The organism is Shimia sp. R9_1 (assembly GCF_017743775.1).
Classification (GTDB): Bacteria; Pseudomonadota; Alphaproteobacteria; order Rhodobacterales; family Rhodobacteraceae; genus Shimia.
Window position 1 is genome coordinate 474,918 of record NZ_JAGHRN010000001.1, and the last position, 25,484, is coordinate 500,401.

General features: G+C 60.0%; 25 protein-coding genes and 1 tRNA gene. 13 read left to right on the forward strand and 13 right to left on the reverse strand.

Annotated elements, in window-relative coordinates:
• Positions 1-29 precede the first annotated feature (29 nt).
• Genes J7399_RS02260 through J7399_RS02275 form a run of 4 tightly spaced genes read right to left on the reverse strand, consistent with a single transcriptional unit; the run spans position 30 to position 3,028 of the window.
• Positions 30-875, reverse strand: a complete 846-nt coding sequence (locus J7399_RS02260; RefSeq protein WP_209077914.1) for an ABC transporter permease — start codon at positions 873-875, stop codon at positions 30-32.
• A complete protein-coding gene (locus J7399_RS02265; protein ID WP_209083906.1) occupies positions 872-1,804 on the reverse strand; it encodes an ABC transporter permease subunit in 933 nt (310 codons plus the stop codon). The genes J7399_RS02260 and J7399_RS02265 overlap by 4 nt, the downstream gene beginning before the upstream one ends.
• Complete coding sequence (locus J7399_RS02270; protein ID WP_209083908.1) at positions 1,801-2,232, reverse strand: GNAT family N-acetyltransferase; 432 nt, start codon at positions 2,230-2,232, stop codon at positions 1,801-1,803. Before J7399_RS02270 ends, J7399_RS02265 begins: the two co-directional genes overlap by 4 nt.
• Positions 2,225-3,028: an ABC transporter ATP-binding protein gene (locus tag J7399_RS02275; protein ID WP_247742698.1), complete on the reverse strand. Its 804-nt coding sequence runs from the start codon at positions 3,026-3,028 to the stop codon at positions 2,225-2,227. The genes J7399_RS02270 and J7399_RS02275 overlap by 8 nt, the downstream gene beginning before the upstream one ends.
• 32 nt (positions 3,029-3,060) lie before the next feature.
• On the opposite strand from J7399_RS02275, the gene J7399_RS02280 reads away from it, so the two are divergent.
• Positions 3,061-3,477 (forward strand): cupin domain-containing protein, encoded by a 417-nt coding sequence (locus tag J7399_RS02280; RefSeq protein ID WP_247742699.1) that lies wholly within the window; start codon positions 3,061-3,063, stop codon positions 3,475-3,477.
• A 5-nt stretch (positions 3,478-3,482) separates the two neighbouring features.
• On the opposite strand, the gene hydA is transcribed toward J7399_RS02280, so the two are convergent.
• A complete protein-coding gene (hydA, locus tag J7399_RS02285; RefSeq protein WP_209083910.1) occupies positions 3,483-4,940 on the reverse strand; it encodes a dihydropyrimidinase in 1,458 nt (485 codons plus the stop codon).
• A 198-nt stretch (positions 4,941-5,138) separates the two neighbouring features.
• Positions 5,139-6,389, reverse strand: coding sequence for a Zn-dependent hydrolase (locus J7399_RS02290; RefSeq protein ID WP_209083911.1), 1,251 nt, complete (start codon positions 6,387-6,389; stop codon positions 5,139-5,141).
• Between the two features lie 155 nt (positions 6,390-6,544).
• Here J7399_RS02290 and J7399_RS02295 point away from each other — a divergent pair, with 155 nt between their 5' ends.
• Entirely contained in the window at positions 6,545-7,180 is a 636-nt protein-coding gene (locus J7399_RS02295) for a TetR/AcrR family transcriptional regulator (protein ID WP_209083914.1), read from the forward strand.
• Positions 7,181-7,267: 87 nt separating this feature from the next.
• A complete protein-coding gene (locus J7399_RS02300) occupies positions 7,268-7,885 on the forward strand; it encodes a TetR family transcriptional regulator C-terminal domain-containing protein (protein ID WP_209077908.1) in 618 nt (205 codons plus the stop codon).
• A gap of 94 nt (positions 7,886-7,979) precedes the next feature.
• Here the strand turns inward: J7399_RS02300 and preA are convergent, their stop codons facing one another.
• A complete protein-coding gene (gene preA, locus J7399_RS02305; protein ID WP_209083916.1) occupies positions 7,980-9,284 on the reverse strand; it encodes an NAD-dependent dihydropyrimidine dehydrogenase subunit PreA in 1,305 nt (434 codons plus the stop codon).
• A 17-nt stretch (positions 9,285-9,301) separates the two neighbouring features.
• Complete coding sequence (locus J7399_RS02310) at positions 9,302-10,624, reverse strand: NAD(P)-dependent oxidoreductase (RefSeq protein WP_209083918.1); 1,323 nt, start codon at positions 10,622-10,624, stop codon at positions 9,302-9,304.
• Between the two features lie 400 nt (positions 10,625-11,024).
• On the opposite strand from J7399_RS02310, the gene J7399_RS02315 reads away from it, so the two are divergent.
• Positions 11,025-11,231 carry a cold-shock protein gene (locus J7399_RS02315; RefSeq protein WP_209061130.1) on the forward strand — a complete coding sequence of 69 codons (207 nt, stop codon included), beginning with the start codon at positions 11,025-11,027 and terminating at the stop codon, positions 11,229-11,231.
• Between the two features lie 211 nt (positions 11,232-11,442).
• Entirely contained in the window at positions 11,443-12,261 is an 819-nt protein-coding gene (locus tag J7399_RS02320) for a DUF2189 domain-containing protein (protein ID WP_209083920.1), read from the forward strand.
• A gap of 221 nt (positions 12,262-12,482) precedes the next feature.
• Here J7399_RS02320 and J7399_RS02325 read toward each other — a convergent pair whose 3' ends face one another.
• From J7399_RS02325 to pdxH, 5 genes are all read right to left on the reverse strand, one after another.
• Positions 12,483-12,860, reverse strand: a complete 378-nt coding sequence (locus J7399_RS02325; RefSeq protein WP_209083922.1) for a hypothetical protein — start codon at positions 12,858-12,860, stop codon at positions 12,483-12,485.
• Between the two features lie 162 nt (positions 12,861-13,022).
• Positions 13,023-13,099, reverse strand: a tRNA-Pro gene (locus J7399_RS02330).
• Between the two features lie 45 nt (positions 13,100-13,144).
• A complete protein-coding gene (locus J7399_RS02335) occupies positions 13,145-13,579 on the reverse strand; it encodes a DUF192 domain-containing protein (protein WP_209084757.1) in 435 nt (144 codons plus the stop codon).
• Between the two features lie 59 nt (positions 13,580-13,638).
• Complete coding sequence (locus J7399_RS02340) at positions 13,639-14,196, reverse strand: cold shock domain-containing protein (protein WP_209062042.1); 558 nt, start codon at positions 14,194-14,196, stop codon at positions 13,639-13,641.
• A 97-nt stretch (positions 14,197-14,293) separates the two neighbouring features.
• Positions 14,294-14,899 carry a pyridoxamine 5'-phosphate oxidase gene (gene pdxH, locus J7399_RS02345; protein WP_209077900.1) on the reverse strand — a complete coding sequence of 202 codons (606 nt, stop codon included), beginning with the start codon at positions 14,897-14,899 and terminating at the stop codon, positions 14,294-14,296.
• Between the two features lie 126 nt (positions 14,900-15,025).
• Between pdxH and fabI the strand changes: the two genes are divergently transcribed.
• From fabI to J7399_RS02385, 8 genes are all read left to right on the forward strand, one after another.
• Complete coding sequence (gene fabI / locus J7399_RS02350; RefSeq protein WP_209083924.1) at positions 15,026-15,844, forward strand: enoyl-ACP reductase FabI; 819 nt, start codon at positions 15,026-15,028, stop codon at positions 15,842-15,844.
• Positions 15,841-16,455, forward strand: coding sequence for a LysE family transporter (locus tag J7399_RS02355; protein ID WP_209083926.1), 615 nt, complete (start codon positions 15,841-15,843; stop codon positions 16,453-16,455). Before fabI ends, J7399_RS02355 begins: the two co-directional genes overlap by 4 nt.
• Positions 16,455-17,216 carry a murein L,D-transpeptidase family protein gene (locus tag J7399_RS02360; protein ID WP_209077898.1) on the forward strand — a complete coding sequence of 254 codons (762 nt, stop codon included), beginning with the start codon at positions 16,455-16,457 and terminating at the stop codon, positions 17,214-17,216. The genes J7399_RS02355 and J7399_RS02360 overlap by 1 nt, the downstream gene beginning before the upstream one ends.
• A 79-nt stretch (positions 17,217-17,295) precedes the next feature.
• Entirely contained in the window at positions 17,296-17,814 is a 519-nt protein-coding gene (gene gpt / locus J7399_RS02365) for a xanthine phosphoribosyltransferase (RefSeq protein WP_209077897.1), read from the forward strand.
• A 311-nt stretch (positions 17,815-18,125) separates the two neighbouring features.
• Positions 18,126-19,301 (forward strand): aminotransferase, encoded by a 1,176-nt coding sequence (locus tag J7399_RS02370; protein ID WP_209083928.1) that lies wholly within the window; start codon positions 18,126-18,128, stop codon positions 19,299-19,301.
• A gap of 132 nt (positions 19,302-19,433) precedes the next feature.
• Complete coding sequence (locus J7399_RS02375; RefSeq protein ID WP_209083930.1) at positions 19,434-21,275, forward strand: peptidylprolyl isomerase; 1,842 nt, start codon at positions 19,434-19,436, stop codon at positions 21,273-21,275.
• 14 nt (positions 21,276-21,289) lie between these two features.
• Complete coding sequence (gene trpE / locus J7399_RS02380) at positions 21,290-22,801, forward strand: anthranilate synthase component I (RefSeq protein ID WP_209083932.1); 1,512 nt, start codon at positions 21,290-21,292, stop codon at positions 22,799-22,801.
• Positions 22,802-23,368: 567 nt separating this feature from the next.
• Entirely contained in the window at positions 23,369-25,330 is a 1,962-nt protein-coding gene (locus J7399_RS02385; protein WP_209083934.1) for a bifunctional 2',3'-cyclic-nucleotide 2'-phosphodiesterase/3'-nucleotidase, read from the forward strand.
• Positions 25,331-25,484 lie beyond the last annotated feature (154 nt).

Genomic DNA, 25,484 nt, shown 5'->3' on the forward strand with positions numbered 1-25,484 from the left:
TCCTTGTTGAATATCATTTGGGTTGTTGTTCAACCTCTTTGTGATGGGTGCCAGAAGGTCACCCGTTTTTCGATCCATGCGACAACCCCGTAAAAGGCGCTGCCCACAAGCGCTGAGACAAAAATCTCAGCCCAGACCAAATCTATTGAAAGACTGCCAACGCCGGTCGAGATACGAAACCCCATGCCCCGCGTGGGCGAACCAAAATACTCCGCAACAATGGCACCGATCAAAGCAAGGGTTGTGGCAATCTTCAACCCATTGAAAATGAAAGGCAGTGCGGCAGGAATACGCAGCTTCAGCAACGTCTGGAAATAACCCGCCGCATAGGTGCGCATCAGATCGCGCTGCATCGCATCCGTGGCGCGCAGCCCCTGCACCGTGTTCACCAGAATGGGGAAGAACACCATCACCACCACAACGGCCGCTTTGGAGTGCCAGTCAAACCCGAACCAGTTCACCAGAATGGGTGCCACGCCAACAATCGGCAAAGCGGCGACAAAGTTGCCGATCGGCAGCAACCCGCGGGTCAGAAACGCACTGCGGTCAATCAGCAGCGCCGCAACAAAGGCCGCCGCCGCCCCCATCAGAAAGCCGCGCAACGCGCCTTTCACAACGGTCTGCACAAAATCCACCCACAACAGGTCTGTGGATTGGGCAAACACCACCATCACCTGACTGGGAGGCGGCAGGATCACCTGACTGACCCCAAAGCCGCGCACAAGGCATTCCCAGAGCACCAGAATGGTGATCCCAAACAGCACCGGCACCGAGATGCGCACCGCTGTCATATCCGCATAAGCCGAGTTTGCGAGCCAAACATTGGTGCGCCAGGCAGCCGCCCAAAACACCAGCATTGCAACAATCCAGATCATGAGTTGAACCCCATCTTGCGCAGCGTGACCCGCTGGGTGACGTCAATCAGAGTGACCAGAATACCGGCCAGCACAGCGGCACAGACCAGCGCCGACCAGATCGCCAGCGGCGTGCCAAACTGATCGCCGATCAGGATACGCGCACCCAGCCCGCTGATCGCCCCTGTTGGCAGCTCGCCCACAATCGTACCCACCAAGGCGGCGGCGATGCCAACCTTCAGCGCGGTGAAAAGATAAGGCACACTTGCCGGAAGACGCAGTTTCAGAAAGCTCTGCAACCCACTGGTGTTATAGGTTTTTAAGAGATCCAGCTGCTCGCCTGTCGGAGAGCGCAAGCCCTTCACCATGGACACCAGCACCGGGAAGAAGCACAGGTAAGCCGAGATGATCGCCTTGGGTACGCCGCGTCCCTCGATGCCCACCTGATTGGAGACCACGATGATCATCGGGGCCAGCGCCACAATCGGCACGGTCTGGCTGATGATCGCCCAAGGCATCACGCTCATATCCACCACACGGCTGTACACAATCGCCACAGCGCCCAGAATGCCCACGGTGGTGCCCAGCAGGAACCCCCACAGGGTGGACTGTAGCGTCACCCAGGCATGATAGATCAGCGAGCGTTTGGACCAGGTCCGCCCTTTGGCCACCATCGCGCCAGTGGTCTTCCACAGCTCCTCGCCCACCTGCGCCGGTGTCGGCAGCCGTGGCCGTTTCAGATCATAGCCCGCAGCGACCAGCGACGGGTTGTCGAGCATCAGCTTGAAAACCGACACATCACGGCGTTCTACCGAGCCTTCCGGCACCACAACCGCGCCGCCCCGTTCGGCAATATCCAGCGCCGGGCGCACATTCATCGGCGCCACCGCCAACCACCAGATGCCCACAATCGCGGCCAGTACGGTCAAAATCGGGAGTAGATTTCTCATCGCTGCCACTCCATCCGCACTTCACGCACCGTGTTTGGCGGCTCCGCATCATGGCGGCTCACTTCCACGAACCCCTCACGCTTATAGAATTTCTGCGCTTTCAGGTTTGGCTCATGGGTGGTGAGCCAGAGGAAATCCCGCCCTTCTTTAACCTTGTCCATCAGAGCCTTGCCCAGCCCCTGCCCGCTCTTGCGGCAATAGAGACCACCGACGCGGGTGGCTTTGGGATCATAGGAGAGATAGCCCTCAATCGGTTCCCCCGCGACCCACATCTCTCGCTCCGGCATGGCCTCACGGATAAACCCGGAAATCTCCTCCGGCCCGTAAGGCGAGTTCATCCACTCCGTCGCGGCCTCCCAGTCACAGACAATCTGCGCCATCGCCCCGACATCCTCAGGCGTCGCCCGTCTGATGTGCAGCTCAGTCATTTTCATGCCCCGCCCGCAGGCCATCCCGCACGCGATGCGAAATGTCGATGAACTCCTGACTGTCGCGAATATCCAGCGGCCGCTCTTTTGGCAGCGTGCTCTCGATCACATCGTGAATACGGCCCGGACGCGGGCTCATCACCACAATCTTGGTCGACAGATACACCGCCTCAGGAATGGAGTGGGTGACAAAGCCAATGGTCTTATTGGTGCGCGCCCACAGCTCCAAAAGCTGCTCATTTAGGTGGTCACGCACAATCTCATCCAACGCGCCAAAGGGCTCATCCATCAGCAGGATATCGGCGTGAAACGCCAGCGCGCGCGCAATGCTGGCCCGCTGCTGCATCCCGCCGGAGAGCTGCCAGGGGAACTTCTTCTCAAAGCCCTCCAGATGCACCAGCTCCAGCACCTCTTTCACGGATTTGTCCTGCTCGGCCTTGTCCACGCCCATGATCTCCAACGGCAGGCGAATGTTGCCGCCAATGGTGCGCCACGGATAAAGCCCCGCATGCTGGAACACATAGCCATAGGCGCGGCTCTTGCGCGCTTCTTCAGGGCTCACCCCGTTGACGGTGATCTCCCCCGCCGTGGGCTGTTCCAGATCGGCCATACAGCGCAGAAACGTGGTCTTCCCGCAGCCCGAAGGCCCGATGAAGGAGACAAAGTCCCCCTTCTTGATATCAAGGTTCACATCCTTGAGCGCATGCACCGGACCATCGTTGGTCTCAAAGGTCAGGCTCAGGTTCTTGGCGCTGATCACGGTTGACACACCGTTCTCCCCATCTGTCATAGTCATATCATTATTGCCTTTTTCGGGAGCACGCCCCCATGACATCTTCTTCCATGCCCACCAAATGCCAAAAGCTGCGCCCAGGCGGCACTTATGCCGGCAAACAGGGGTTCAGCTATTTTGAGGGCATTGCCCGCGAAACCACCGGTGCTCAGGGCATCTGCATGCACATCCTGCGCATCCCGCCCGGCGGTCGCGCCAAAGCCCATCTGCATGAAAGCCATGAAACGGCGATCTATGTGATGGAAGGCTCTGCCGCGATGTACTGGGGCGAAAAGCTTGAACACTATATGGAAACCGATCCGGGCGATCTGGTCTATATCCCTGCGGGCGTGCCCCACCTGCCGATCAACACCGGCACGGTGGAAGCTGTGGCCATCATCGCGCGCACCGACCCGCACGAACAGGAAAGCGTGCGCCTCCTGCCCGAGCTTGAGAATCTGGTGCCCGCTTAAGCGCATCACACACCCGTGGCCGGAATGCCGCTGCGCTCCACCGGGCGCGGCGCGCTCAGTTCTTTCCACGTGCTCAGCGCCTTGTTGACCGTGGTGTTCGCTTCACGCTCCACAAACTTGCCATGGCCTTCCTGCGTGCGGATCTCGCCGTCATGCACCGCCACATGGCCCCGTGTCAGGGTGAAGCGCGGCAGGCCTTTGACCTCTTGCCCTTCAAACACGTTGTAATCGATCGCGCTCTGCTGGCTGCTTGCGGAAATCGTCTTGGTCTTGGCCGGATCCCAGACCACAAGGTCCGCATCCGCCCCAACCAGAACCGCGCCTTTCTTGGGGTAACAGTTCAGGATTTTCGCAATATTGGTGGAAGTTACGGCGACAAACTCATTGGGCGTCAGACGGCCGGTTTCCACGCCATGTGTCCAGAGCATCGGCATCCGGTCCTCAAGCCCGCCGGTGCCGTTCGGGATCTTGGAGAAATCGCCAACGCCATAGCGTTTCTGCTCGGTGGTGAAGGCGCAGTGATCGGTGGCCACCACACTCAAGCTACCCGATTGCAGACCGGCCCAGAGGCTGTCCTGATGCTTTTGGTTGCGGAACGGAGGCGACATCACCCGGCGTGCGGCGTGATCCCAATCCGGGTTGAAATATTCGCTCTCATCCAGCGTCAGGTGCTGGATCAGCGGCTCGCCCCAAACACGCTTGCCCTGCATCCGCGCGCGCCGGATGGCCTCATGCGCCTCTTCACAGGAGGTGTGCACCACATAAAGCGGCACACCGGCCATATCGGCAATCATGATCGCGCGGTTGGTGGCTTCGCCTTCAACCTGTGTTGGGCGCGAATAGGCATGGCCTTCCGGCCCCACATTACCTTCGGCCAGCAGCTTGGCGGTCATCTCCGCCACCACATCGCCGTTTTCGGCATGCACCATGGCAATCCCGCCAAGCTCCGCGAGGCGGTTGAAAGAGGCAAACAGCTCATCGTCATTCACCATCAACGCGCCTTTATAGGCGAGGAAGTGCTTAAACGTGTTGATGCCGCGCTGCTCGATCACGGTCTTCATATCGTTGAAGACCTGCTCGCCCCACCAGGTCACCGCCATGTGGAAAGAGTAGTCACAGTTCGCGCGGGTGGATTTATTGTCCCAGCGCTTGATCGCATCCAGCAAGCTCTCGCCCTGATTGGGCAGACAGAAATCCACCACCATGGTGGTGCCGCCTGCCAGACCGGCGCGCGTGCCGCTCTCAAAATCATCGCTGGAATAGGTGCCCATAAACGGCATTTCCAAATGCACATGCGGGTCAATCCCGCCCGGCATCACGTAACAGCCGGTCGCATCCAGCTCTTCGTCGCCTTTGAGGCCTTTGCCAATCTCGATGATCTGGCCGTTCTCGATCAGAACATCCGCCTCATAAGACAGATCCGCCGTCACAACGGTGCCGTTTTTGATGACTTTCGTCGCCATGTCTTCACTCCCTGAATAACCCGCGCATGATGCGCTCAATTCCCCCCCGGCTTCCTCTTGCGGGAAATATCCCGGGGGCGTGGGGGCTGGCCCCCATCTATTCTGTGTGTGGGAACTGGCCCCCACTCAAATCACTGCGCGGAGAGTGCCCCCGCACATTTTTGGTGGCCGGAGACAGCGCCCCCGGCACTTCCGTGTTTATTCCACGATCTCCGCGGTCTCGAGCACCGCATGCAACAACACATCCGCGCCCGCTGCAGCCCAATCTTTGGAAATCTCTTCGGCCTCATTGTGGCTCAGACCATCCACACAGGGGCACATCACCATGGCTGTTGGTGCCACCTGATTGATCCAGCAGGCATCATGGCCCGCGCCGGAAATGATATTGGTGTGGCTATAGCCCAGCCGCTCCGCCGCATTGCGCACAGCTGTCACGCAGCCCTCATCAAACTTCACCGGATCAAAGCCGCCCACCTTCTCAAAGGAGATCGTGAGGCCCATGTCATCGGCAATCTTCTGACCTTCCACCTTCAGGCGGGCTTCCATGTCCTCGATCACCGAGAGCTCAGGGCTGCGGAAATCCACGGTAAAGACCACCTTGCCGGGGATCACATTGCGCGAGTTCGGGTAGACATCGATATGACCCGCCGCGCCCACCGCATGAGGTGCGTGGGAAAAGGCGATCTCATCCACCTTGTCCAAGATCCGCGCCATGCCTAGGCCCGCGTTCTTGCGCATCGGCATCGGGGTGGAGCCGGTGTGCGCGTCTTTGCCTTCGATGGTCACCTGGGTCCAGCTCAGGCCCTGACCATGGGTGACAACCCCGATGTCCTTGCCTTCTGCTTCCAGAATAGGCCCCTGCTCGATGTGCAGCTCAAACATCGCGTGCATCTTGCGCGCGCCCACTTCCTCATCGCCACGCCAGCCAATCCGCGCCAGCTCATCGCCGAATTTCTTGCCTTCCGCATCTTCTCGGTCGTAAGCCCAATCCTGGGTGTGAACGCCCGCAAACACACCAGAGGACAGCATCGCCGGCGCAAACCGCGTGCCTTCCTCATTGGTCCAGTTGGTCACAACAATCGGGTGTTTGGTCTTGATGCCAAGGTCCTTCATCGTGCGCAGCAGCTCCAGACCGCCCAGCACCCCAAGCACACCGTCATATTTGCCGCCCGTGGGCTGGGTATCAAGGTGGCTGCCCACATAGACCGGCAGTGCCTCAGGATCCGTGCCCGGATATGTGGCAAACATATTGCCCATGGCATCAAGCCCCATGGTGCAGCCCACATCCTCACACCATGTCTGGAATAGCGCGCGCCCTTCGGCGTCCTCATCGGTCAGCGTCTGGCGGTTGTTGCCGCCGGCCACACCGGGGCCAATCTTGGCCATTTCCATCAGACTGTCCCAAAGACGGTCGCCATTCACCTTCAGGTTTTCACCGGGTGCACTCATGATTTCACTCCCTATTTTCGGCCCGGGTTCCTGACCCTTCCGGGTCGGTCCCTCACTGGCGGGGCTCTTGCTTTCACGGCCATCCTGACCGTATGGTCAATTTCAGAGCACCACAGCCTGACCATTCGGTCAAGAAATTTCTCAAGGCCCCATTCATGACCTCCACACGTACAACCAACAGCAAAAAACTGCGTCGCAAAGAGGCGGAAACGCTGATTTTATCAGCAGCAGAAAAAGTCTTTGCCGAGGCGGGTTTTGGCGGCGCCACCATGCAGCTGATTGCCGATGTGGCCGGTCTGCCCAAGGCAAACCTGCATTATTACTTTCCTACCAAGGAGTTACTCTATCGGCAGGTGGTTCAGAACATCTTTGAAATCTGGCTTCAGGCAGCCGATTCCTTTGACAACGCCGAAGGGCCCGAAGACGGCATCGGCGCTTATATTGATGCCAAGATGGAAATCTCGCGACGCCACCCGGACGGCTCCAAGGTCTGGGCCAGCGAAGTGATGCACGGCGCGCCGGTCATTCAGGATTATCTGGAAACCACGCTCACCGACTGGACCAACGGCAGAATCAAGGTGATCGAGCGCTGGATTGCCGAGGGGCGCATGCAGCCGATTGATCCGCGCCAGCTGCTCTATATGCTCTGGGCCACAACCCAGCATTACGCCGACTTCGGCCATCAGATCGAAACCCTCAACCACGGCGCGCCGCTCTCGGACGCGCAATGGGAAGAGGCAAAAGACACCATAAAAGCCATCATTTTGCGCGGTATCGGCACCATTTCCTGACCAATCGCACAGCAAAACCTTTGCCCTACTGGACCGCGCCTGCGCCCTCCAGTAGCCTCACTTGCAAAGAGCAATGGAACATCACGAATGCCTGAGGCCCAAACGCGCAAACCCAGCCGCATCCAACAACGCAATCGCAAACGCATCCTCGATGCCGCGCTCGAAGTGTTCTCCAGCCACGGTTACCGCGGCGCAACGCTCGATCTGATTGCCGATGAGGCCGGTCTGTCAAAGCCCAATATTCTCTATTATTTCAGCGGCAAAGAGGACATTCATGTCACCCTGCTCAACCAGCTGATGGAAACCTGGCTCGATCCGCTCGAGGATATGGACGCCGATGGTGACCCGCTCGAAGAGATCATGAGCTACGTGCACCGCAAGCTGGAAATGAGCCGCGAGTTCCCGCGCGAAAGCCGCCTCTTTGCCAATGAAATCCTGCAAGGCGCGCCGCGCATGGCGCCGCATCTGCAAACCGGTCTGAAACCGCTTTTTGACAGCAAAACCGCCCTGATCCGCAAATGGGTGGCAGAGGGCCGTCTGGCTCAGGTCGAGCCGCGCCATCTGCTGTTTTCGATCTGGGCCACCACGCAGCACTACGCCGATTTTGACGCGCAGGTGCGGGTGCTGACCGAAGGCGAAACCAATGTGCTCGACGGCGCAGACGCTTTCCTCGACCAGATGTTTCGCAAACTCCTCTCGGTCTGAGGCCGCACGCCGCCCGCGCAAATCCTTCACACCAAACGCAAAACGCCGCTGCATCTCCTGCAGCGGCGCTTCTTTTTAATATGGTCGTGACGCCTTACTCAGCAGCCGTCGCAGTCGGGTTGTTCGGATGGCTGGTCCAGTTGCCATATTCCGCAGCAACCGGCGTATTGGTACGCTCATCCATCTCACCCGGCTCCAGCGTGCGCATGGTGATACAGTTCTCCACCGGACACACGTTGACGCAGAGGTTACAGGCCACGCATTCATCATCCTTCACGGTGAATACGCGGTCCTCGGACATCTCGATCGCTTGGTGGCTGGTGTCTTCACAAGCCGCATAGCAGCGACCACATTTGATACAATCGTCCTGATTGATCACCGCTTTGGTCACGTGATTGAGGTTCAGATATTGCCAGTCGGTGACATTTGGCGTCGCCATGCCGACAAAATCTGCGGTGGAAGTATAGCCCTTCTCACCCATCCACTGGGACAGACCAGAGATCATTTCCTGAACAATCTTGAAGCCATAGGTCATCGCCGCCGTACAAACCTGCACGTTGCCCGCGCCCAGCGCCATGAACTCTGCTGCATCGCGCCATGTGGTCACGCCACCGATGCCGGAAATCGGCAGTTTCGCCGTCTCTGGGTTTCGCGCAATCTCCGCCACCATGTTGAGCGCAATCGGCTTCACCGCAGGGCCGCAATAGCCGCCGTGGGTGCCTTTGCCGTCAATCATCGGCTCCGGGCTCATCGCATCAAGGTTCACAGAGGTGATGGAGTTGATCGTGTTGATCAGGCTCACCGCATCCGCCCCGCCGCGCAGCGCCGCTTCCGCAGGATAGAGCACATTGGTGATGTTTGGCGTCAGCTTCACAATCACCGGGAGGTCGGTGGCTTCTTTACACCAGCGCGCCACCATTTCGATGTACTCCGGCACCTGCCCCACAGCGGAGCCCATACCGCGCTCTGCCATGCCATGCGGACAGCCGAAGTTCAGCTCAAACCCGTCACAGCCGGTTTCCGCGATCATCGGCAGGATGCGCTTCCACGCATCTTCCTCACAGGGCACCATCACCGAGGCGATCAGCGCGTGATCGGGATAGTCCCGCTTCACCCGCGTCATTTCCTCCAGGTTCACCTCCAACGGGCGGTCTGTGATCAGCTCAATGTTGTTGAGCCCCAGCAAACGACGGTCCGCACCGTGGATCGCGCCGTAGCGCGGGCCGTTCACGTTCACCACCGGCGGACCTTCCGCCCCCAGAGTTTTCCAGACAACGCCACCCCAGCCCGCTTCAAAGGCGCGGCGCACGTTGTATTCCTTATCCGTCGGCGGCGCAGAGGCGAGCCAGAACGGGTTTGGGGATTTGATCCCGACAAAGTCACTTTCGAGATTGGCCATATCGCTTATCTCCTACCTTACGCCGACAATGCGGCGTGAATGTCTTCGGCCGCGTCACGGCCTTCGGCAACGGCGGTCACGGTCAGATCATCGCCGCCGGTGGCGCAGTCACCACCCGCCCAGATGCCATCAACCGATGTGCGGCCAGCGTCATCTACCTTGATCTTACCACGTTCCAGCGCTGGCAGGCCCTCACCTTCCAGTGTCTGACCAATCGCCTTGAACACCTGATCCGCCACCAGACGCACGCTCTGCCCGGTCGGTTTCAGATCATTGTCGGTATACTCAAACTCGATCTCGCGCACCGCACCATTGCCGATCACCGCTTTTGGCGAGGCATTGGTGATGATCCGCACACCTTTGGAGGCCGCCAGATCCTGCTCAAATTCCGAGGCGTTCATACGGTCTTTGCCGCGACGATAAACAAGGCTCACGTTCAGCGCACCCAGCAGCTTGGCCTGCACAGCGGCATCCACCGCCGTCATCCCGCCGCCGATCACCACAACATCACGCCCGATCTCCATCTGCGTGAGATCTTTGGCCTGACGCAGCTCCGCGATGAAGTCGACCGCATCATCCACGCCGTCTTTGTCTTCGCCATCCACACCCAGCGCGTTCACGCCGCCCAGACCAATGCCAAGGAACACCGCGTCAAACTCGGCTTTCAGACCCTCCAGCGACAGCCCCTCGCCCAGCTTCTTGCCAGTCTCAACGGTGATGCCACCGATTTTCAGCAGCCAGTCCACTTCGCGCTCCGCAAAGCTGTCGACAGACTTATAGGCCGCGATGCCAAACTCGTTCAGACCACCCGCTTTGTTGCGCGCATCATAAACGGTCACGTCATGGCCATGCATCGCGAGACGGTGCGCCGCGGACAGACCCGCCGGCCCCGCGCCCACAACCGCCACTTTCTTACCTGTGGAGGCTGCGCGCTCAAACGGATGCACACCTGCATCCACAAGCACATCTGTCGCATACCGCTGCAGGCGGCCGATCTCCACCGGGTTGCCTTCCGCTGTCTCGCGCACACAGACCTGCTCACAGAGTGTCTCGGTCGGGCACACACGGGCGCACATGCCGCCCAGAATGTTCTGATCCAAAATCGTCTTCGCCGCCGCTTCCGGCGTGCCGGTGGCAATCTGGCGAATGAACAGTGGAATATCGATGTCTGTCGGACAGGCCGTCATGCAGGGCGCGTCGTGACAGAAATAACAGCGATCCGCCGCGACAAGCGCCTCGTGATCGTCAAACCGGGGGTGCAAATCCCCAAAATTTTCGGCCAATTCCGCAGAGTTCAAACGCCCTGCTTGGATGCCGTTGCTGAACAGTGTGTTGGACATAAAACCTCCCCAGACACCTATTTGGCTACGCAATCAGGCTGGCACAGGCTTTTTTATCAATCAATCATTTTTTACCGAGCGGTCAAATTTATGCAGCACCTCCCCAGCGCTTGTGCATTTTTTACGCAGCCGCCCAAAATACAGACCTACAACCAATGAGGGAAATTTTCCTGCTTTTGAGCGCAAAGATGCCGACAGGCGGCAAAATATCACTAAAAAGACCCTGTTTTCATTGGCTTGTTACACGAAAATCCTTGCAATACGGCGATACCCCCTTCAGATGGACGTGCTAAGTTTTCATCTTCGACCTTCTGCTCCGCTATCTGGCTCAGTCATTCGATCATGTGACCAAGCCGCGCTGTTGCATTCCGTGGACAGCATAAGATCAGGAGAGACGACGATGGCCACAGGCACCGTCAAATGGTTCAACACCACCAAAGGCTTCGGCTTCATTGCACCGGACGAAGGCGGCAAAGATGTGTTCGTGCACATTTCTGCAGTAGAGCGTTCCGGGCTGACCGGTTTGGCTGACAATCAGAAAGTCAGCTACGAGCTGCGCGCAGGCCGCGACGGCCGCGAAAGCGCCGTAGATCTGGCACTGCTCTAAGGCTGCCACCTTATGGTGAAAAAGGCGCTGCATCCGCAGCGCCTTTTTTGTTTTTGGGGATGGGGGAGAGTGCGGTCCCCCAACCCTTGCCCCAAACGCCCCCCTCATGCACACTCTTCCTATAGGCGCGCGATGGGGAGGATCAGCGCGCCACTGCCGGAGCGGCCCCCAGATCACCCGGCACAGAGGCAAGCTTTGGGAGGAGTGTGTCATGACGTCCAAAACCGCAGGCCCCACCCCGCCGGGCAATCTGGCACCGCGCCCGCAGAGCGTGCTCAAAGTCAACAAGGTGACCGCAGCCGACATCACCGCCGCGCTCAAAGCTGGATACGCCGATTTTTGTGCCCACCCGGCGCTCAGCGGCTTCTTCGGGCTGTTTTATGTGGTCTTTGGCCTGCTGATGGTCTGGTGCCTGCTCTGGCTCAACCAGATCTGGCTCATCATCCCCGCCATCGTCGGCTTCCCGCTGGTCGCGCCTTTCGCAGCCGCGGGCCTCTATGAGATCTCACGCCGCCGGCAAAAGGGTGAACCCTTCGGCTGGTCCGACATCCTCACCGTCATGGCCCATCAGCGCAAACGCGAGATGGGATGGATGGCTTTTGTCACCCTCTTCATCTTCTGGGTTTGGGTCTATCAGGTGCGGCTGTGGCTGGCGATCATCCTCAAAAACGCTTCGTTTTCAGACCTCAATGGCTTTTTGACAACGGTCTTCTTCACGCCCGAGGGCTGGACCTTTCTGGCGGTGGGCACCTGTGTCGGCGCGGGCCTCTCTGCCGCGCTCTTTGCTGTCACCGTGGTGGCCATGCCCATGCTGCTGGATCGTGAGACCAATTTTGTCACCGCCATGCTCACGTCTGTGCGCACAGTCACGGAAAATCCGCTTGTCATGCTCATATGGGCGGCCATCATCTCTGTCACCATGCTGCTATCGCTGCTTCCAGCCTTTCTCGGCCTGATCGTCACCCTGCCGATCTTGGGCCACACCACATGGCACCTTTACCAACGCGCCGTGCCACCTGGGGGCAGCTGAGCCTCGCCGCGCGCGCAGCTCACAACATCGGCCAGCCGCTGTGCGGCTTGATCTCCTTACGCCGCCGCGTCCACCGCCAGCACGGCGCGCTAAGCGTCACAGCCGCCAGAAGGTGCGCGACGGCTACCGCGCCATCAAGCGGCCTCTGGATCGTCTCAGCGCCGTTGCCCTCGGGGGATTGGGGGCGGCTCTGATGCTCAACAGGTGAAATCTGGCGGGTTTTACTGCACCCACACAATCACTGCGGCCATCCCCAGCATCACCGAGGTGATCGGCCCCCACAATCGCCGCTCTGGTGCGGACGGTGTGATCCAATTGGCCAGACAGGAGAGCCCTTGCACGCCCAGTGCGACCCAGCTTGTCCAGATCGGCCAATTAGGCCGCCAACCCGCAGCGGAGGCGATGGCCACCGCCATCCCCAGCAGAATCACCACAGAGACCGCCGCCGCAATCCGCCCGGACAAAGGCAAAGCGCCCTCATGCTGACCACCCTGTGTGATCCGCCCCCAAGGCGCTCCAAAGAGCAGCGCAAATTGAAATCCGATCACCGCCAGACAGGCGGCAAAATAAAGCGCGGGCAAAATCTCTAAAAAACTCATGCGCCGGAGCTTAGGCAAAGCGCCCTGCCGTTCAAGGGGCGGCAAAATCAGGCTTCGCGCCCGGGATTGCGGGTCACAGACGGCACGGTCCCCACAGGCCTCAAACAGAAAAAGGCGCCACCCGAAGGTGACGCCTTTTTTCTTTTCCTCTCAGAGGAAACATGGTCGGGACGGCAAGATTCGAACTTGCGACCCCCTGTACCCAAAACAGGTGCGCTACCAGACTGCGCTACGCCCCGGACCGTGGAGCACCGTTTACCCCCACTGTTCGGGAATGAAAACCCCTAACAACGCCACTTTGCGATTTCTTGTAAAAAATTTGGGTGCCGCATGACGCTTCCCTTTGTAATTCCTAGGGATTTTGCCATTCCGCCATTGATTTCCAAGACGTAACGAATGGCCTCTCCACCCGGAATCGGGGTCTCATCCAGAGGAATCGCCTCGTGATGGATGTGCTGAATGACACCTGTCTCATCCGCAAACAGCATATCGAGAGGAATCAGCGTGTTCTTCATCCAGAACGCCACCGGGCCGGTCTGCTCATAAATGAATATCATGCCCGCACTCGCAGGCATGGCGCGGCGATTCATCAGCCCCACCGCACGTTCATCAAACGTATCTGCCACTTCTACGGAGAATCGCGCCTGTCCCCAGTCCCCTTTCAGCCAAAGGGTGTCTTCTCGACAGGCACTTTGTGCATCGGCCCGCACTGGCATCATGCCAGCCACTGCCAATGCAATCAAAACGGCGCCGACCCTACGTCCGGCGCCAGTTGGTCTTAGGAGAGCTCTAACGCTGCGTTTTCCCACGCCAATACCTCGGTTGCCATGCGACCACGTTTACCGTCGATCACCCGCAACGCCAAGGCTTCACCTGGCTGGAGGTCTGCCAGGCCGGAGCGGCGCAGCACCTCGATATGAAGAAAGATGTCTTCAGAATTGCCAAAAACATTGGCGAACCCAAAGCCCTTGCCCTTGTCGAACCATTTCACACGTGCCGGCTCCAGAGGCGTGGAGCGAATCTCGCTCAGGTCCATGCCTTCGAAATCTGCCAGGGCAACGGGGGTTTCGGTTTCGGGGGCTTCGATCTTATGCACCTCAACGGCCTGTGCGCCGCGGTTGGTGACCTGAATCGAAACTTCGATCACCGAATTGTCGGCGACAGAGCTTTGACCAAAATTGCGCAGAACGTTCGCATGAAGCAAAATATCCGGACCACCATCGTCAGATACGATAAAGCCGAATCCTTTTACCGGATCGAACCATTTCACCACGCCAAAGATACGTGTGGTGTCTTTCTCTAGAGTACTCAATGCCTCAACCTTAGTTTGTATCATCCCCATGATGAGGTTCATCATTGCTGCATCAGGACCAAATCGGCAAGCTCAAAAATATCTTGCATTTCATGCGCTTGCCAGATGCGGCAAAAATTCATCACGGGTTGAGACGGGCAATTTCCCACTGTTTTTCAGGAGCTTCACGGGTCCAGCGGAAGCGATCATGCAGACGAAACGCCCCATCCGCCCAAAACTCGATTTCGGTCGGTATGATGCGGTAACCACCCCAAAAATCAGGGCGCTTGGGGCTTGGACCATGGGTTGCGGTCACTTTTGCCACTTTTGCCATCAATTCTGCGCGAGAATTGAGCGGTTGGGATTGATTTGAGGCCCAGGCCCCCAGCCGGCTCTTCAAACTGCGCGACTCAAAGTAGGCATCCGCCTGAGGCCCCTCTTCGCGCGATACGTGTCCTCGGACCCGAATCTGACGGCGCAGGGATTTCCAGTGCATCACAAAGGCCGCCGCCCCCGCGCTGTCGATTTCCTGCGCCTTGGCACTGCCGTAATTTGTGTAAAACACAAAAGCCGCATCCTCGATGTCTTTGAGCAGCACCATACGCGCATTGGGCATCCCGCTGGCGTCCACCGTCGACAGCGCAATCGCATTCGGATCATTGGGCTCGCTCTTCTCGGCCTCTTTCAGCCAGGACCGCGCAATCTCAAACGGGTCATCCCCCGCAAATATCCCGGTACGATCAGTCATATTCCCTCTCCGCTCGCCTTGGGCCACACCGCATATGGTGCCGATTAGATGCTTTGTGAAGCTCTTGATGCACCATGGGCAATCGCCTAAAGGTCAGCAATAACGAATTGGGACTGGGAGTGCGGTATGTCAAATCACCTCATGGCGGGCAAACGTGGCCTGATAATGGGCCTGGCCAACGACAAATCCATCGCTTGGGGCATTGCCAAAGCCTGCGCCGACGCGGGCGCGGAACTGGCCTTTTCCTACATGGGGGACGCGTTCAAAAAACGTGTGGCCCCTCTGGCGGAACAGCTGGGCGTGGACACGCTGATCGATTGTGACGTCTCTGATGCGGCCTCCATTGATACCGCCTTTGCCGAGATCGAGGCCAATTGGGGCAAGCTCGACTTCATCGTGCATGCCATCGGCTTTTCGGACAAAAACGAGCTGCGCGGCCGCTATGTCGACACCTCCAAAGACAACTTCCTGATGACAATGGACATCTCGGTCTACTCCTTCACCTCGGTGATGCAACGCGCCGAGAAGCTCATGAAGGAGGGCGGCTCTGCCCTGACGCTGACCTATTACGGTGCCGAGCAGGTCATGCCGCACTACAACGTCATGGGCGTGGCCAAAGCCGCACTGGAAGCCTCGGTGAAGTACCTCGCAGAAGACCTTGGCAAAGACGGCATCCGCGTAAACGCGATCTCCGCCGGGCCCATCAAAACCCTCGCGGCCTCCGGCATTGGCGATTTCCGCTATATCCTGAAATGGAACGAGCTCAACTCGCCCCTGCGCCGCAATGTCTCCATTGAGGATGTGGGCAACTCCGCGCTCTATCTGCTGTCAGATCTGGGCAGCGGCGTCACCGGTGAAAACCTGCACGTGGATGCGGGCTATCATGTGGTTGGCATGAAGGCCGTTGATGCCCCTGACATCGACGCAGTGGTGGGCCGCAAATGAGCCTGACGGCCTTTATCGCGACCATCTCGCTCTGCCTCATGGCCGCCATCAGCCCCGGCCCCGCTGTTCTCATGGCTGCCCGCGTCGGTCTGCGCGACGGTCTGAAAACCGGTGCCGCGCTGGCCGCAGGCATTGGCCTTGGCGCGTTCTTCTGGGCAAGCGCCGCGCTCTTTGGTCTGGCACTTCTGTTTGAATACGCCCCCTTCCTGCTGACCGCCCTGAAAATCGGTGGCGCCGCCTTCCTGATCTGGACCGCCATCAAGATGTGGCGTGCTGCAGATGTGCCTCTGGAGGACACCGAAGACGCAGCCGCCCTGCCCACGCTCTGGTCAGCCTTCCGTCTTGGCATCTGGACCCAGCTTGCCAACCCAAAGCCTGCAGTCTTCTTTGGCGCGGTCTTTGTGGGCACCGTGCCTGCGGGCACCACCACCCCGGCTCTGGTGCTCCTGCTGATCTGCATCTTCCTTGGCGAATTTCTCTGGAATACCGTGGTGGCGCGCCTGTTCTCCCTGCGCAAAACCCGCGAGGTCTATGTCGGCCTGAAACACTGGATCGACCGTATCTTTGGCGGGCTTCTCGCAGCCCTGGGCGTGAAAATCGCAGCGCTCTGATGCGCCGCCTGCTTGCAATCTTTGTGGCATGCAGCGCGCTTGCGCTGCTTGCCCTACACTTCAAACCCCAGATCCTCTCACTGCTTCCTGTGCCAGGCAGTCAACCGGATCTGCGCTCCCCCCGCTCCGGCATTTCCGAAATCCGCCGCTACCAGACGCCGCGCCTCGCTGCAGCCATGGCCGAGGCTGGCAGCCATCTGGGCGCGCCCAGCTACATTCGCATCTTCAAAGAAGAGCAAGAGCTCGAACTCTGGCTGCAATCAGACAGCGGCCCCTATCAGCTCTTTAAAACCTACCCGATCTGCAACCACTCCGGCGCGCTTGGCCCCAAGCTCAAGGAAGGTGACCGGCAATCGCCGGAAGGGTTCTACCGCGTGGGCAAAGCCGCGCTCAACCCGAACAGCCGATTTCACCTCTCCTTCAACCTCGGCTTCCCCAACACCTATGACCGCGCACAGGGGCGCACCGGCAGCTATCTCATGGTGCACGGCGACTGTGTTTCCATCGGCTGCTACGCCATGACCGATCCGATGATCGAGGAAATCTACGTCACCGTGGAGGCCGCTTTGAACGGCGGACAAGCCTTTGTGCCGGTGCATGCCTTTCCCTTCCGCCCCACCAAGGCGCGTATGCAGGCAGCCAGTGATCACCGCTGGCATGACTACTGGCAAAGCCTCGCCCCCGCCTACCACGCCTTTGCCCAAACCGGGCAACCGCCGCGCATCTCCGTGCAAAATGGCGGCTATGTCGTCACGCCATAGCCCGCACCATCAAACAGTTTGCGCAACAAAGCGCTTCTGCTAGAAGACCCGAAATCTGCGACAAAGGGGTGAGTCCACCATGAGCGAGCGTCTGCCACACGAAAAAGGCTTCCACATCAGCTGGGATCAAATCCACCGCGACAGCCGGGCATTGGCATGGCGTCTGGACGGCAAAGGCCCCGATGACGGCGCATGGCGCGCGATTGTCGCGATCACCCGCGGCGGCATGGCACCAGCGATGATCGTGGCGCGCGAACTCGACATCCGCGTGGTCGACACGATTTCCGTGAAATCCTACCACTCCGGCGGCGGCAAAGCCGATCAGCGCCGCGAAGCGCAGATCCTGAAAGCGCCGGATGCCGAGCTGATGGGCGACGGCGAAGGTGTGCTGATCATCGACGATCTGGTGGATTCCGGCAAAACCCTTGAGTTGGTGCGCGAGACCTACCCCAAGGCGCATTTTGCCACCGTTTACGCCAAGCCACAGGGCGAGCCGCAGGTCGACACCTTCATCACCGGCGTGAGCCAGGACACATGGATCTTCTTCCCGTGGGATATGGCGCTGCAATACGTCGAGCCTTATCGCGGCACAGACTGATCACGCCTGTCGCGCTTGGGGAGTTTTTGAGGGCTCCGCCCGTTCACCGCTGAATGTGTCCACTGGACACATTCCAAGACGCGGTTCACCCCCGAGATATTTTCGGCAAGAGGAAACCCCTTTCATTCTGCCAAAAATACTCCGGGGATGAATTGGCGCAGCCAAGAAGGGGCTGGCCCCTTCCCGATACGACACTCGAGCAAACATCTGCTTGCACATCTTTGAATTGGCGGCTTTTCTGCGGGGAAAGCCGCTGACCTCCGCGCTCTGCGCCCCTTGGTTGGCCCCACCTCTGATCTCAGGATGCCGCCATGACCGTCTCCCGCACCACCGCCACTTTTGCTCCTCCCGTGATGGAGGCCCGGCGCTGGCTTGAGGGTGTGGCCTTCACGGATGAAAAGCCGCTCATCAATGTCAGTCAGGCCGCCCCGGTGGCCCCGCCACCTGAGGCTCTGCGCCGCCACATTGCCGACACCGCAATCAACGTGCCGGAGGCGCATCTTTACGGCCCCGTGCTCGGCCTGCCTGAATTGCGCAGCGAAGTGGCCTCCCAATGGAGCAGCGCTTACGGCGCGCCTATAGCGGCAGATCAGGTTGCCATCACCTCAGGCTGCAATCAGGCCTTCAGCGCGGCCCTTGCCGCCATCGCTGGTGAAGGGGATGAGGTGATCCTGCCAACCCCCTGGTATTTCAACCACAAAATGTGGCTCGATATGCAGGGCGTGACGGCAGTGCCGCTCAATACCGGCGATGATCTGTTGCCCACAGCAGAGGCCGCCGCCGCCCTGATCACCCCGCGCACCCGCGCCATTGCGCTTGTGACCCCCAACAATCCGGGCGGGGTGGAATATTCCGCCGATCTGGTGCGCGCCATGTATGATCTCGCCAAAGCCCACGGGCTGCGTCTGATCGTGGATGAAACCTACCGCGATTTTGATTCCCGCGACGGCGCGCCCCATGATCTCTTTTCCGATCCGGAGTGGCCGGACACGCTGATCCACCTCTATTCCTTCTCCAAGGCCTACCGCCTCACCGGCCACCGCGTCGGCGCGATGATCAGCAGCGCGGCGCTTTTGGCAGAAGCGGAGAAGTTTCTGGACACCGTCACCATCTGCCCCAACCAGCTTGGCCAACACGCCGCCCTCTGGGGCATGCAGAACCTCACCGACTGGCTGGCAGGCGAGCGCCTTGAGATCCTCGACCGCCGCGCCGCGATCGAAGACAACCTGCCCAAACTCACAAAAAAAGGCTGGGTTTTGCAGGGCGCAGGCGCGTATTTTGCCCATTTTGCCCATCCGTTTGACATGCCAAGCGATCAACTGGCGCAAAATCTGGTGCGCGATCACGCCATCCTGACCCTGCCCGGCACCATGTTCATGCCCGAGGGTGATCCCGCCGGTGCACGCACCCTGCGCATCGCCTTTGCCAACGTGAACCGCGCCGAAATTGGCGTGCTCTTTGACCGCCTCGCAGCCGTGTCCTACTGAGCCGCCCGCACAGCGCGCTCACAGCGTTGTGGGGCAGAGCCAAAGGGCAGGCCAAAGCGGCTTGCCCCCCCTGCCCCAACCGCGTAGACCTTGCCCTCAGAAACTTGAACGATCACAGGGCGGACAACCGACATGGCGCAGAGCAAAACCTCTAAAACAGCGGTCTGGATTCTCATGGGCCTGCTCATTCTGGGCTTGGGTGGCTTTGGCGCAACCAGCCTGACGGGCACCGTACATTCTGTCGGCTCCGTGGGCGACAAAGACATCTCTGTCGATGACTACGCCCGCGCCCTGCAGGAAGAGCTGCGCGCGCTTGAGGCCCAGACCGGCCAGTCCCTGCCATTTGTGCAGGCGCAGGCCTTCGGCATCGACCGCCTCGTGCTCTCCCGCCTCGCCACCACCCGCTCGCTGGATGCGGAAAACGACCGCCTCGGCCTCTCCATCGGCGACGAAAACCTGCGCGACGAACTGCTCAACATCCCTGCCTTCCAGGGCCTTGACGGCTCCTTTGACCGCGACGCCTACACCTTCGCCATCGATCAGGCCGGCATGAGCGAGTCCGAATTCGAAGACAGCGTGCGCGAAGACACCGCCCGCAGCCTGCTGCAAGGCGCGATTGTCTCCGGCCTCAACATGTCTGACGCCTACGCCGATGCGGTCATCACCTACATCGCCGAAGAGCGCGACTTCACATGGGCGCAGCTCACCGGCGACAACCTGACCCGCCCGGTCGAAACACCCGCAGACGCCGACATCGCCGCCTATTATGACGCCAATCAGGACAGCTTCATGGTCCCGGCCACCCGTCAGATCACCTATGCTTGGCTCAGCCCGGACATGATCATCGATCAGGTCGAGATCGACGAAACCGCGCTGCAGGCGCTCTATGAAGAGCGCGACGCCGAGTTCAACCGCCCGGAGCGCCGTCTGGTGGAGCGTCTGGCGTTTGGCGATCAGGCCGCCGCCGAAGCCGCCCTGGCAGAGATCACCGCAGGCACCACCACCTTTGAGGCGCTGGTCGAAGGCCGCGGCCTTCAGCTTGCCGATGTGGATCTGGGCGACGTGACCAAAGCCGAACTCAGCGCCGCAGGCGAAGCCGTGTTCCTGACCCCGGCAGGCGGCATCGCCGGTCCGGTGCAGTCAGACCTCGGCCCCGCCTTGTTCCGCGTCAACGGCATCCTGCCCGCCCAAAGCACCAGCTTTGAAGAGGCCAGCGCCGTGCTCCGCGATGAGCTCGCCGCCGACCGCGCCCGCCGCCTGATCGACGCCCAAATCAGCGACATCGACGACCTGCTGGCCGGTGGTGCCACCCTCGAAGAGGTGGCCGATGAAACCGACATGCAGCTTGGCTCAGTTGACTGGCACGCCGCTGTTGACCACCCGCTCGCAGGCTATGAAGGCTTCCGCGCCACCGCTGCGGCCGTGACCGACAGCGACTTCCCACAGGTCGAAGTGCTTGAGGACGGCGGCATCTACGCCCTGCGTCTTGAGGGCGAAACCGAGGCCCACCCGGCCCCGCTGGCAGATGTGAAAGACGAAGCCGCTGCTGCGGTTGTCGCCGAACGCACTGCCGAGGCGCTGAACGCGCTGGTGGAGCGTCTGATGCCACGCCTGTCTGAAGGCACCGAATTTGCCTCCTTCGGCTTCACCGCTGTTGAGGAAACCGGCATGGATCGCGGCGGCTTCATTCCCGGCACCCCGGCGACCTTCCTCAACGATGTCTTTGAGATGGAGCCCGGCGAGCTGCGCGTGCTGGAAAGCGCCAACGGCGTGATCCTCGTGCGCCTGAACGCCGTCACCATGCCAGACACCTCTGATCCGGAAATCGCCACCCTCAAAGCGCGCATCACCGAGCAGCTGGCCAGCGGCGTGTCTCAGGACATGTTCCAGGCCTATGCCGAAGCGCTGCAGGCGATGTATCCGGCAGAAATCAATCAGCAGGCACTCAACGCAGTGCACGCGCAGTTCCAATAAGAAAGGCCGCCAAGGTGGACCTGACCCCGAGCTTTGACGAGTTTGCCGCCGCCTATGAGGCGGGCAAAAATCAAGTTGTCTACACCCGGCTTGCCGCCGATCTGGACACCCCAGTGTCCCTGATGCTGAAACTCACCGGCGCGCATAAAGACGCCTTTATGCTGGAGTCGGTCACGGGCGGCGAAGTGCGCGGGCGCTATTCCATCATCGGCATGAAACCCGATCTGATCTGGCAATGCCACGGCACCGAAAGCCGCATCAACCGCAGCGCGCGGTTTGATCCCGATGGCTTTGCCCCGCAGGAGGGTGACCCGCTCACCAACCTGCGCGCCCTCATTGAGGAAAGCCGCATCGACCTGCCCGAAGACCTGCCACAGGCCTCCGCCGGTCTGTTTGGCTATCTCGGCTACGATATGATCCGGCTGGTCGAGCACCTGCCCAACATCAACCCTGATCCGCTTGGCCTGCCCGACGCCTGCATGCTGCGCCCCTCCGTGGTCGCCGTGCTGGATGGTGTGAAAGGCGAGGTCACCGTGGTCTCCCCCGCATGGGCCAGCGAAGGCCAATCCGCCAAAGCCGCCTATGCGCAAGCCGCCGAGCGTGTGATGGATGCTGTGCGCGATCTGGAACGCGCCATGCCGCAGGCCGCACGCGATCTGGGCGAAGCCCGCGAGGTGGCCCCGCCCACCTCCAACTTCACCAAGGAAGGCTATATGGCCGCCGTGGAGAAGGCCAAAGACTACATCCGCGCAGGCGACATCTTTCAGGTGGTCCCGGCGCAGCGCTGGACACAGGATTTCCCACAGCCCCCCTTCGCGCTCTACCGTTCGCTGCGCCGCACCAACCCCTCGCCGTTCATGTTCTACTTCAACTTCGGTGGTTTTCAGGTGGTCGGCGCGAGCCCGGAAATCCTCGTGCGGGTCTTTGGCGACGAAGTCACCATCCGCCCGATCGCAGGCACCCGCCCCCGTGGCGCAACGCCCGAAGAGGACAAGGCGCTCGAGGAAGATCTGCTGGCCGACAAGAAAGAGCTGGCCGAGCACCTCATGCTGCTCGATCTGGGCCGCAACGACACCGGCCGCGTGGCCAAGGTCGGCACCGTGCGCCCCACCGAGAAATTCATCATCGAGCGGTATAGCCACGTGATGCACATTGTCTCCAACGTCGTGGGTGAACTGGCGGACGACAAAGACGCGCTGGATGCCTTCTTTGCTGGCATGCCGGCGGGCACTGTTTCCGGTGCGCCCAAAGTGCGCGCCATGGAAATCATCGACGAGCTGGAGCCGGAAAAACGCGGCATCTATGGCGGCGGCGTGGGCTACTTCAGCTCCGGCGGCGACATGGACATCTGTATCGCCCTGCGCACCGCGATTGTGAAAGACGAAAAGCTCTACATTCAGGCCGGTGGCGGCGTTGTTTATGACAGCGACCCGGAGGCCGAATACATGGAGACCGTCCACAAATCCAACGCCATCCGCCGCGCCGCCGCAGACGCCGCGCGCTTCACCGGCAACGGCAATACGTGAGCTAGACTGTAAAGCGTCCTTCTGAAAACCAGAAGCACGTGGTCGCCACCCTTGCACGGACGGCGAAGCCGACCAGCCCCCGACCCTCCCCAAGGGAGGGGGCTTCACCCCCACCCAGTGTCGGGGGCTGGCCTCTTTGACCGGAGGCAAGCCTTGTTGTTTCATGGGACCGCGCTCTCTCACAACGCACCGCCCAACACGCGCCCTACCATGGGGATCATTTCGCGGGTTTTGACAGCCTTTGGCGGCGCTCAGCACCCGCAACAAGTCCATTTTTAACTCCTCCCCACATGGCGCATTTTTGTTGCCTGCGGCCCCCGTTGCACCGCACGCCGCGTTAATCCGCGTCGCCTGAAAATCGCACCTCCGCAATACAGCCGCATTACCGACGCGATACCGACGTGGAATCCGCCGCAAATTTAAGTGTTAGCGCGCGGACATCCGCCGCCGTCGCAGAAGTTTATCCACCCGGTCAAATTGCTGTTACAGTCATCCCATTGATTGCCTTCCAAACCCGCCTTCACTTCCAACCGGCGGGCCTCATTCATTTCCAACAGCGAGGGTCCCATGTCTCAATTCACCCTGTCCCGCCGTCATTTCCTCGGTGCCACCGCAGGCTTCATCGCGCTGCATCCGTTCTCGGCAAAAGCCTCAACAAATCAAGCACATCTGCGGATCATGGAAACCACCGATCTGCATGTGCATGTCTTCCCTTATGACTACTACGCCGACAAACCGCGCGACACAGTCGGCCTTGCCCGCACCGCCTCCCTGATCAAAGAGATCCGCGACGAGGCCACCAATTCGCTCCTGATCGACAACGGCGATTTCCTGCAGGGCAACCCCATGGGCGACTACATCGCCTATGAACGTGGCATGAAAGAAGGCGACAGCCACCCCATCATAACCGCCATGAACGCCGTGGGTTTTGACGCCGCCACAATCGGCAACCATGAGTTCAATTACGGCATTGATTTCCTTATGAAATCCATTGCCGGAGCAGGTTTTGAAACCGTGCTGTCCAACATCTCCTTGGAGCAAGGTGCCAGCCCTCGGGAGGACAAAACCCTCTTCAAACCCTACGCCATTCTGGAGCGCGAGCTCACTGATGGCGCAGGAGAAAAACACCAGATCAAAGTCGGCGTCATCGGCTTCACACCACCCCAAGTCATGAACTGGGATCGCCGTCATCTTGAGGGCAATGTGCAGGCACGCGACATCGTTGAAACCGCGCAAGCCTTTGTTCCACAAATGAAAGAAGAAGGTGCCGACATCATCATCGCCCTCAGCCACTCCGGCATCGGCGCGGCCGACCATTCTGACGGCATGGAAAACGCCTCCGTCCCTCTGGCCGCTGTTGATGGCATCGACGCCGTGCTCACCGGCCACCACCACCGCGTCTTCCCCTCCTCCGCCTATGAAGGCATGGCAGGCGTCGACGTCGCCTCTGGCACCCTCATGGGCAAGCCAGCCGCCATGGGTGGTTTCTGGGGCTCCCACCTCGGCCTGATCGACCTCATGCTGGAGCGCGACGGCAGCTCCTGGCGCATCGTCAGCCACAGCACCGAGGCCCGCCCGATCTCAAAGCGCAACGAGGATCGCTCCATCACCGCGCTGGTGGAAAGTCAGCAGAACGTATTGAAATCCGTACAAAAAGAGCATGACGAAACGCTCGCCTATGTGCGTCGCGCCGTTGGCAAAACCGATGCCCCGCTACACAGCTACTTCGCGCTCGTGGCCGATGATCCCTCGGTGCAAATCGTCTCCATCGCGCAGCTCTGGTATATCGAGCAGATGATGAAAGGCACCGAATATGAGGGCCTTCCCATCCTCTCCGCCGCCGCACCCTTCAAGGCTGGCGGCCGCGGTGGCCCGGAGTATTACACAGACGTGGCCAAAGGCGATGTGGCGATCAAAAACGTCTCCGACCTCTACCTCTATCCCAACACCGCCCGCGCGGTGAAAGTGACTGGTCAGGAAGTCAAAGATTGGCTCGAACGCTCTGCAGGGATCTTCAATCAGGTTGAGCCGGGCAAAGCCGATCAGGTGCTTCTGAACCCGGATTTCCCCTCCTACAACTTTGATGTGATGGACGGCGTCACCTATCAAATCGACCTGTCCCAACCCTCAAAGTTTGATCCCAAAGGCGCGCTGATCAACGCCGATGCCAACCGCATCGTGAATCTGATGTTTGACGGCAAACCGGTTGATATGAATGCGGAATTCATCATCGCCACCAACAACTACCGCGCGGGCGGTGGCGGCAAATTCCCCGGTGCGATGGGCGACACCATCGTGTTTGAAGGCCCAGACACCAACCGCGACGTGATCGTGCGCTACATCGTGGAAAAAGGCACCATCAGCCCCCGCGCCGATGCCAACTGGACCTTCGCGCCCCTGCCTGACACTTCAGTGCTGTTTGACACAGGGCCGAAAGCTGCCGAGTACAGCGACAGCGTCGAAGGGGTCTCTATTGAGCCCGCCGGCGAAGGCCCAGACGGCTTCGCCCGCTTCCGCATCCAGCTCTAAGCAAATTACCCATACCAACACGAAGGGCCGGAGAAATCCCCGGCCCTTCTCTTTACCCGCCATCGCCCCAACCGCAGCGCTCACAAGCTCACAGCCCTTTTTGTGGCCCCAAAGGCCCGCTTTCACGTAGTCTGATTGAAACACGCCTGAACCG

Coding starts and splice junctions, on each gene's coding strand:
- gpt (WP_209077897.1), top strand. CDS start 17,296: ATGAGCGAGCGTCTGCCACACGAAAAAGGCTTCCACATCAGCTGGGAT.
- J7399_RS02310 (WP_209083918.1), bottom strand. CDS start 10,624: ATGTCCAACACACTGTTCAGCAACGGCATCCAAGCAGGGCGTTTGAAC.
- J7399_RS02370 (WP_209083928.1), top strand. CDS start 18,126: ATGACCGTCTCCCGCACCACCGCCACTTTTGCTCCTCCCGTGATGGAG.
- J7399_RS02340 (WP_209062042.1), bottom strand. CDS start 14,196: ATGATACAAACTAAGGTTGAGGCATTGAGTACTCTAGAGAAAGACACC.
- hydA (WP_209083910.1), bottom strand. CDS start 4,940: ATGGCGACGAAAGTCATCAAAAACGGCACCGTTGTGACGGCGGATCTG.
- J7399_RS02385 (WP_209083934.1), top strand. CDS start 23,369: ATGTCTCAATTCACCCTGTCCCGCCGTCATTTCCTCGGTGCCACCGCA.
- fabI (WP_209083924.1), top strand. CDS start 15,026: ATGTCAAATCACCTCATGGCGGGCAAACGTGGCCTGATAATGGGCCTG.
- preA (WP_209083916.1), bottom strand. CDS start 9,284: ATGGCCAATCTCGAAAGTGACTTTGTCGGGATCAAATCCCCAAACCCG.
- J7399_RS02335 (WP_209084757.1), bottom strand. CDS start 13,579: ATGATGCCAGTGCGGGCCGATGCACAAAGTGCCTGTCGAGAAGACACC.
- pdxH (WP_209077900.1), bottom strand. CDS start 14,899: ATGACTGATCGTACCGGGATATTTGCGGGGGATGACCCGTTTGAGATT.
- J7399_RS02290 (WP_209083911.1), bottom strand. CDS start 6,389: ATGAGTGCACCCGGTGAAAACCTGAAGGTGAATGGCGACCGTCTTTGG.
- J7399_RS02260 (WP_209077914.1), bottom strand. CDS start 875: ATGATCTGGATTGTTGCAATGCTGGTGTTTTGGGCGGCTGCCTGGCGC.
- J7399_RS02300 (WP_209077908.1), top strand. CDS start 7,268: ATGCCTGAGGCCCAAACGCGCAAACCCAGCCGCATCCAACAACGCAAT.
- J7399_RS02360 (WP_209077898.1), top strand. CDS start 16,455: ATGCGCCGCCTGCTTGCAATCTTTGTGGCATGCAGCGCGCTTGCGCTG.
- J7399_RS02275 (WP_247742698.1), bottom strand. CDS start 3,028: ATGACTATGACAGATGGGGAGAACGGTGTGTCAACCGTGATCAGCGCC.
- J7399_RS02265 (WP_209083906.1), bottom strand. CDS start 1,804: ATGAGAAATCTACTCCCGATTTTGACCGTACTGGCCGCGATTGTGGGC.
- J7399_RS02375 (WP_209083930.1), top strand. CDS start 19,434: ATGGCGCAGAGCAAAACCTCTAAAACAGCGGTCTGGATTCTCATGGGC.
- J7399_RS02270 (WP_209083908.1), bottom strand. CDS start 2,232: ATGACTGAGCTGCACATCAGACGGGCGACGCCTGAGGATGTCGGGGCG.
- J7399_RS02355 (WP_209083926.1), top strand. CDS start 15,841: ATGAGCCTGACGGCCTTTATCGCGACCATCTCGCTCTGCCTCATGGCC.
- J7399_RS02320 (WP_209083920.1), top strand. CDS start 11,443: ATGACGTCCAAAACCGCAGGCCCCACCCCGCCGGGCAATCTGGCACCG.
- J7399_RS02325 (WP_209083922.1), bottom strand. CDS start 12,860: ATGAGTTTTTTAGAGATTTTGCCCGCGCTTTATTTTGCCGCCTGTCTG.
- J7399_RS02280 (WP_247742699.1), top strand. CDS start 3,061: ATGACATCTTCTTCCATGCCCACCAAATGCCAAAAGCTGCGCCCAGGC.
- J7399_RS02315 (WP_209061130.1), top strand. CDS start 11,025: ATGGCCACAGGCACCGTCAAATGGTTCAACACCACCAAAGGCTTCGGC.
- J7399_RS02295 (WP_209083914.1), top strand. CDS start 6,545: ATGACCTCCACACGTACAACCAACAGCAAAAAACTGCGTCGCAAAGAG.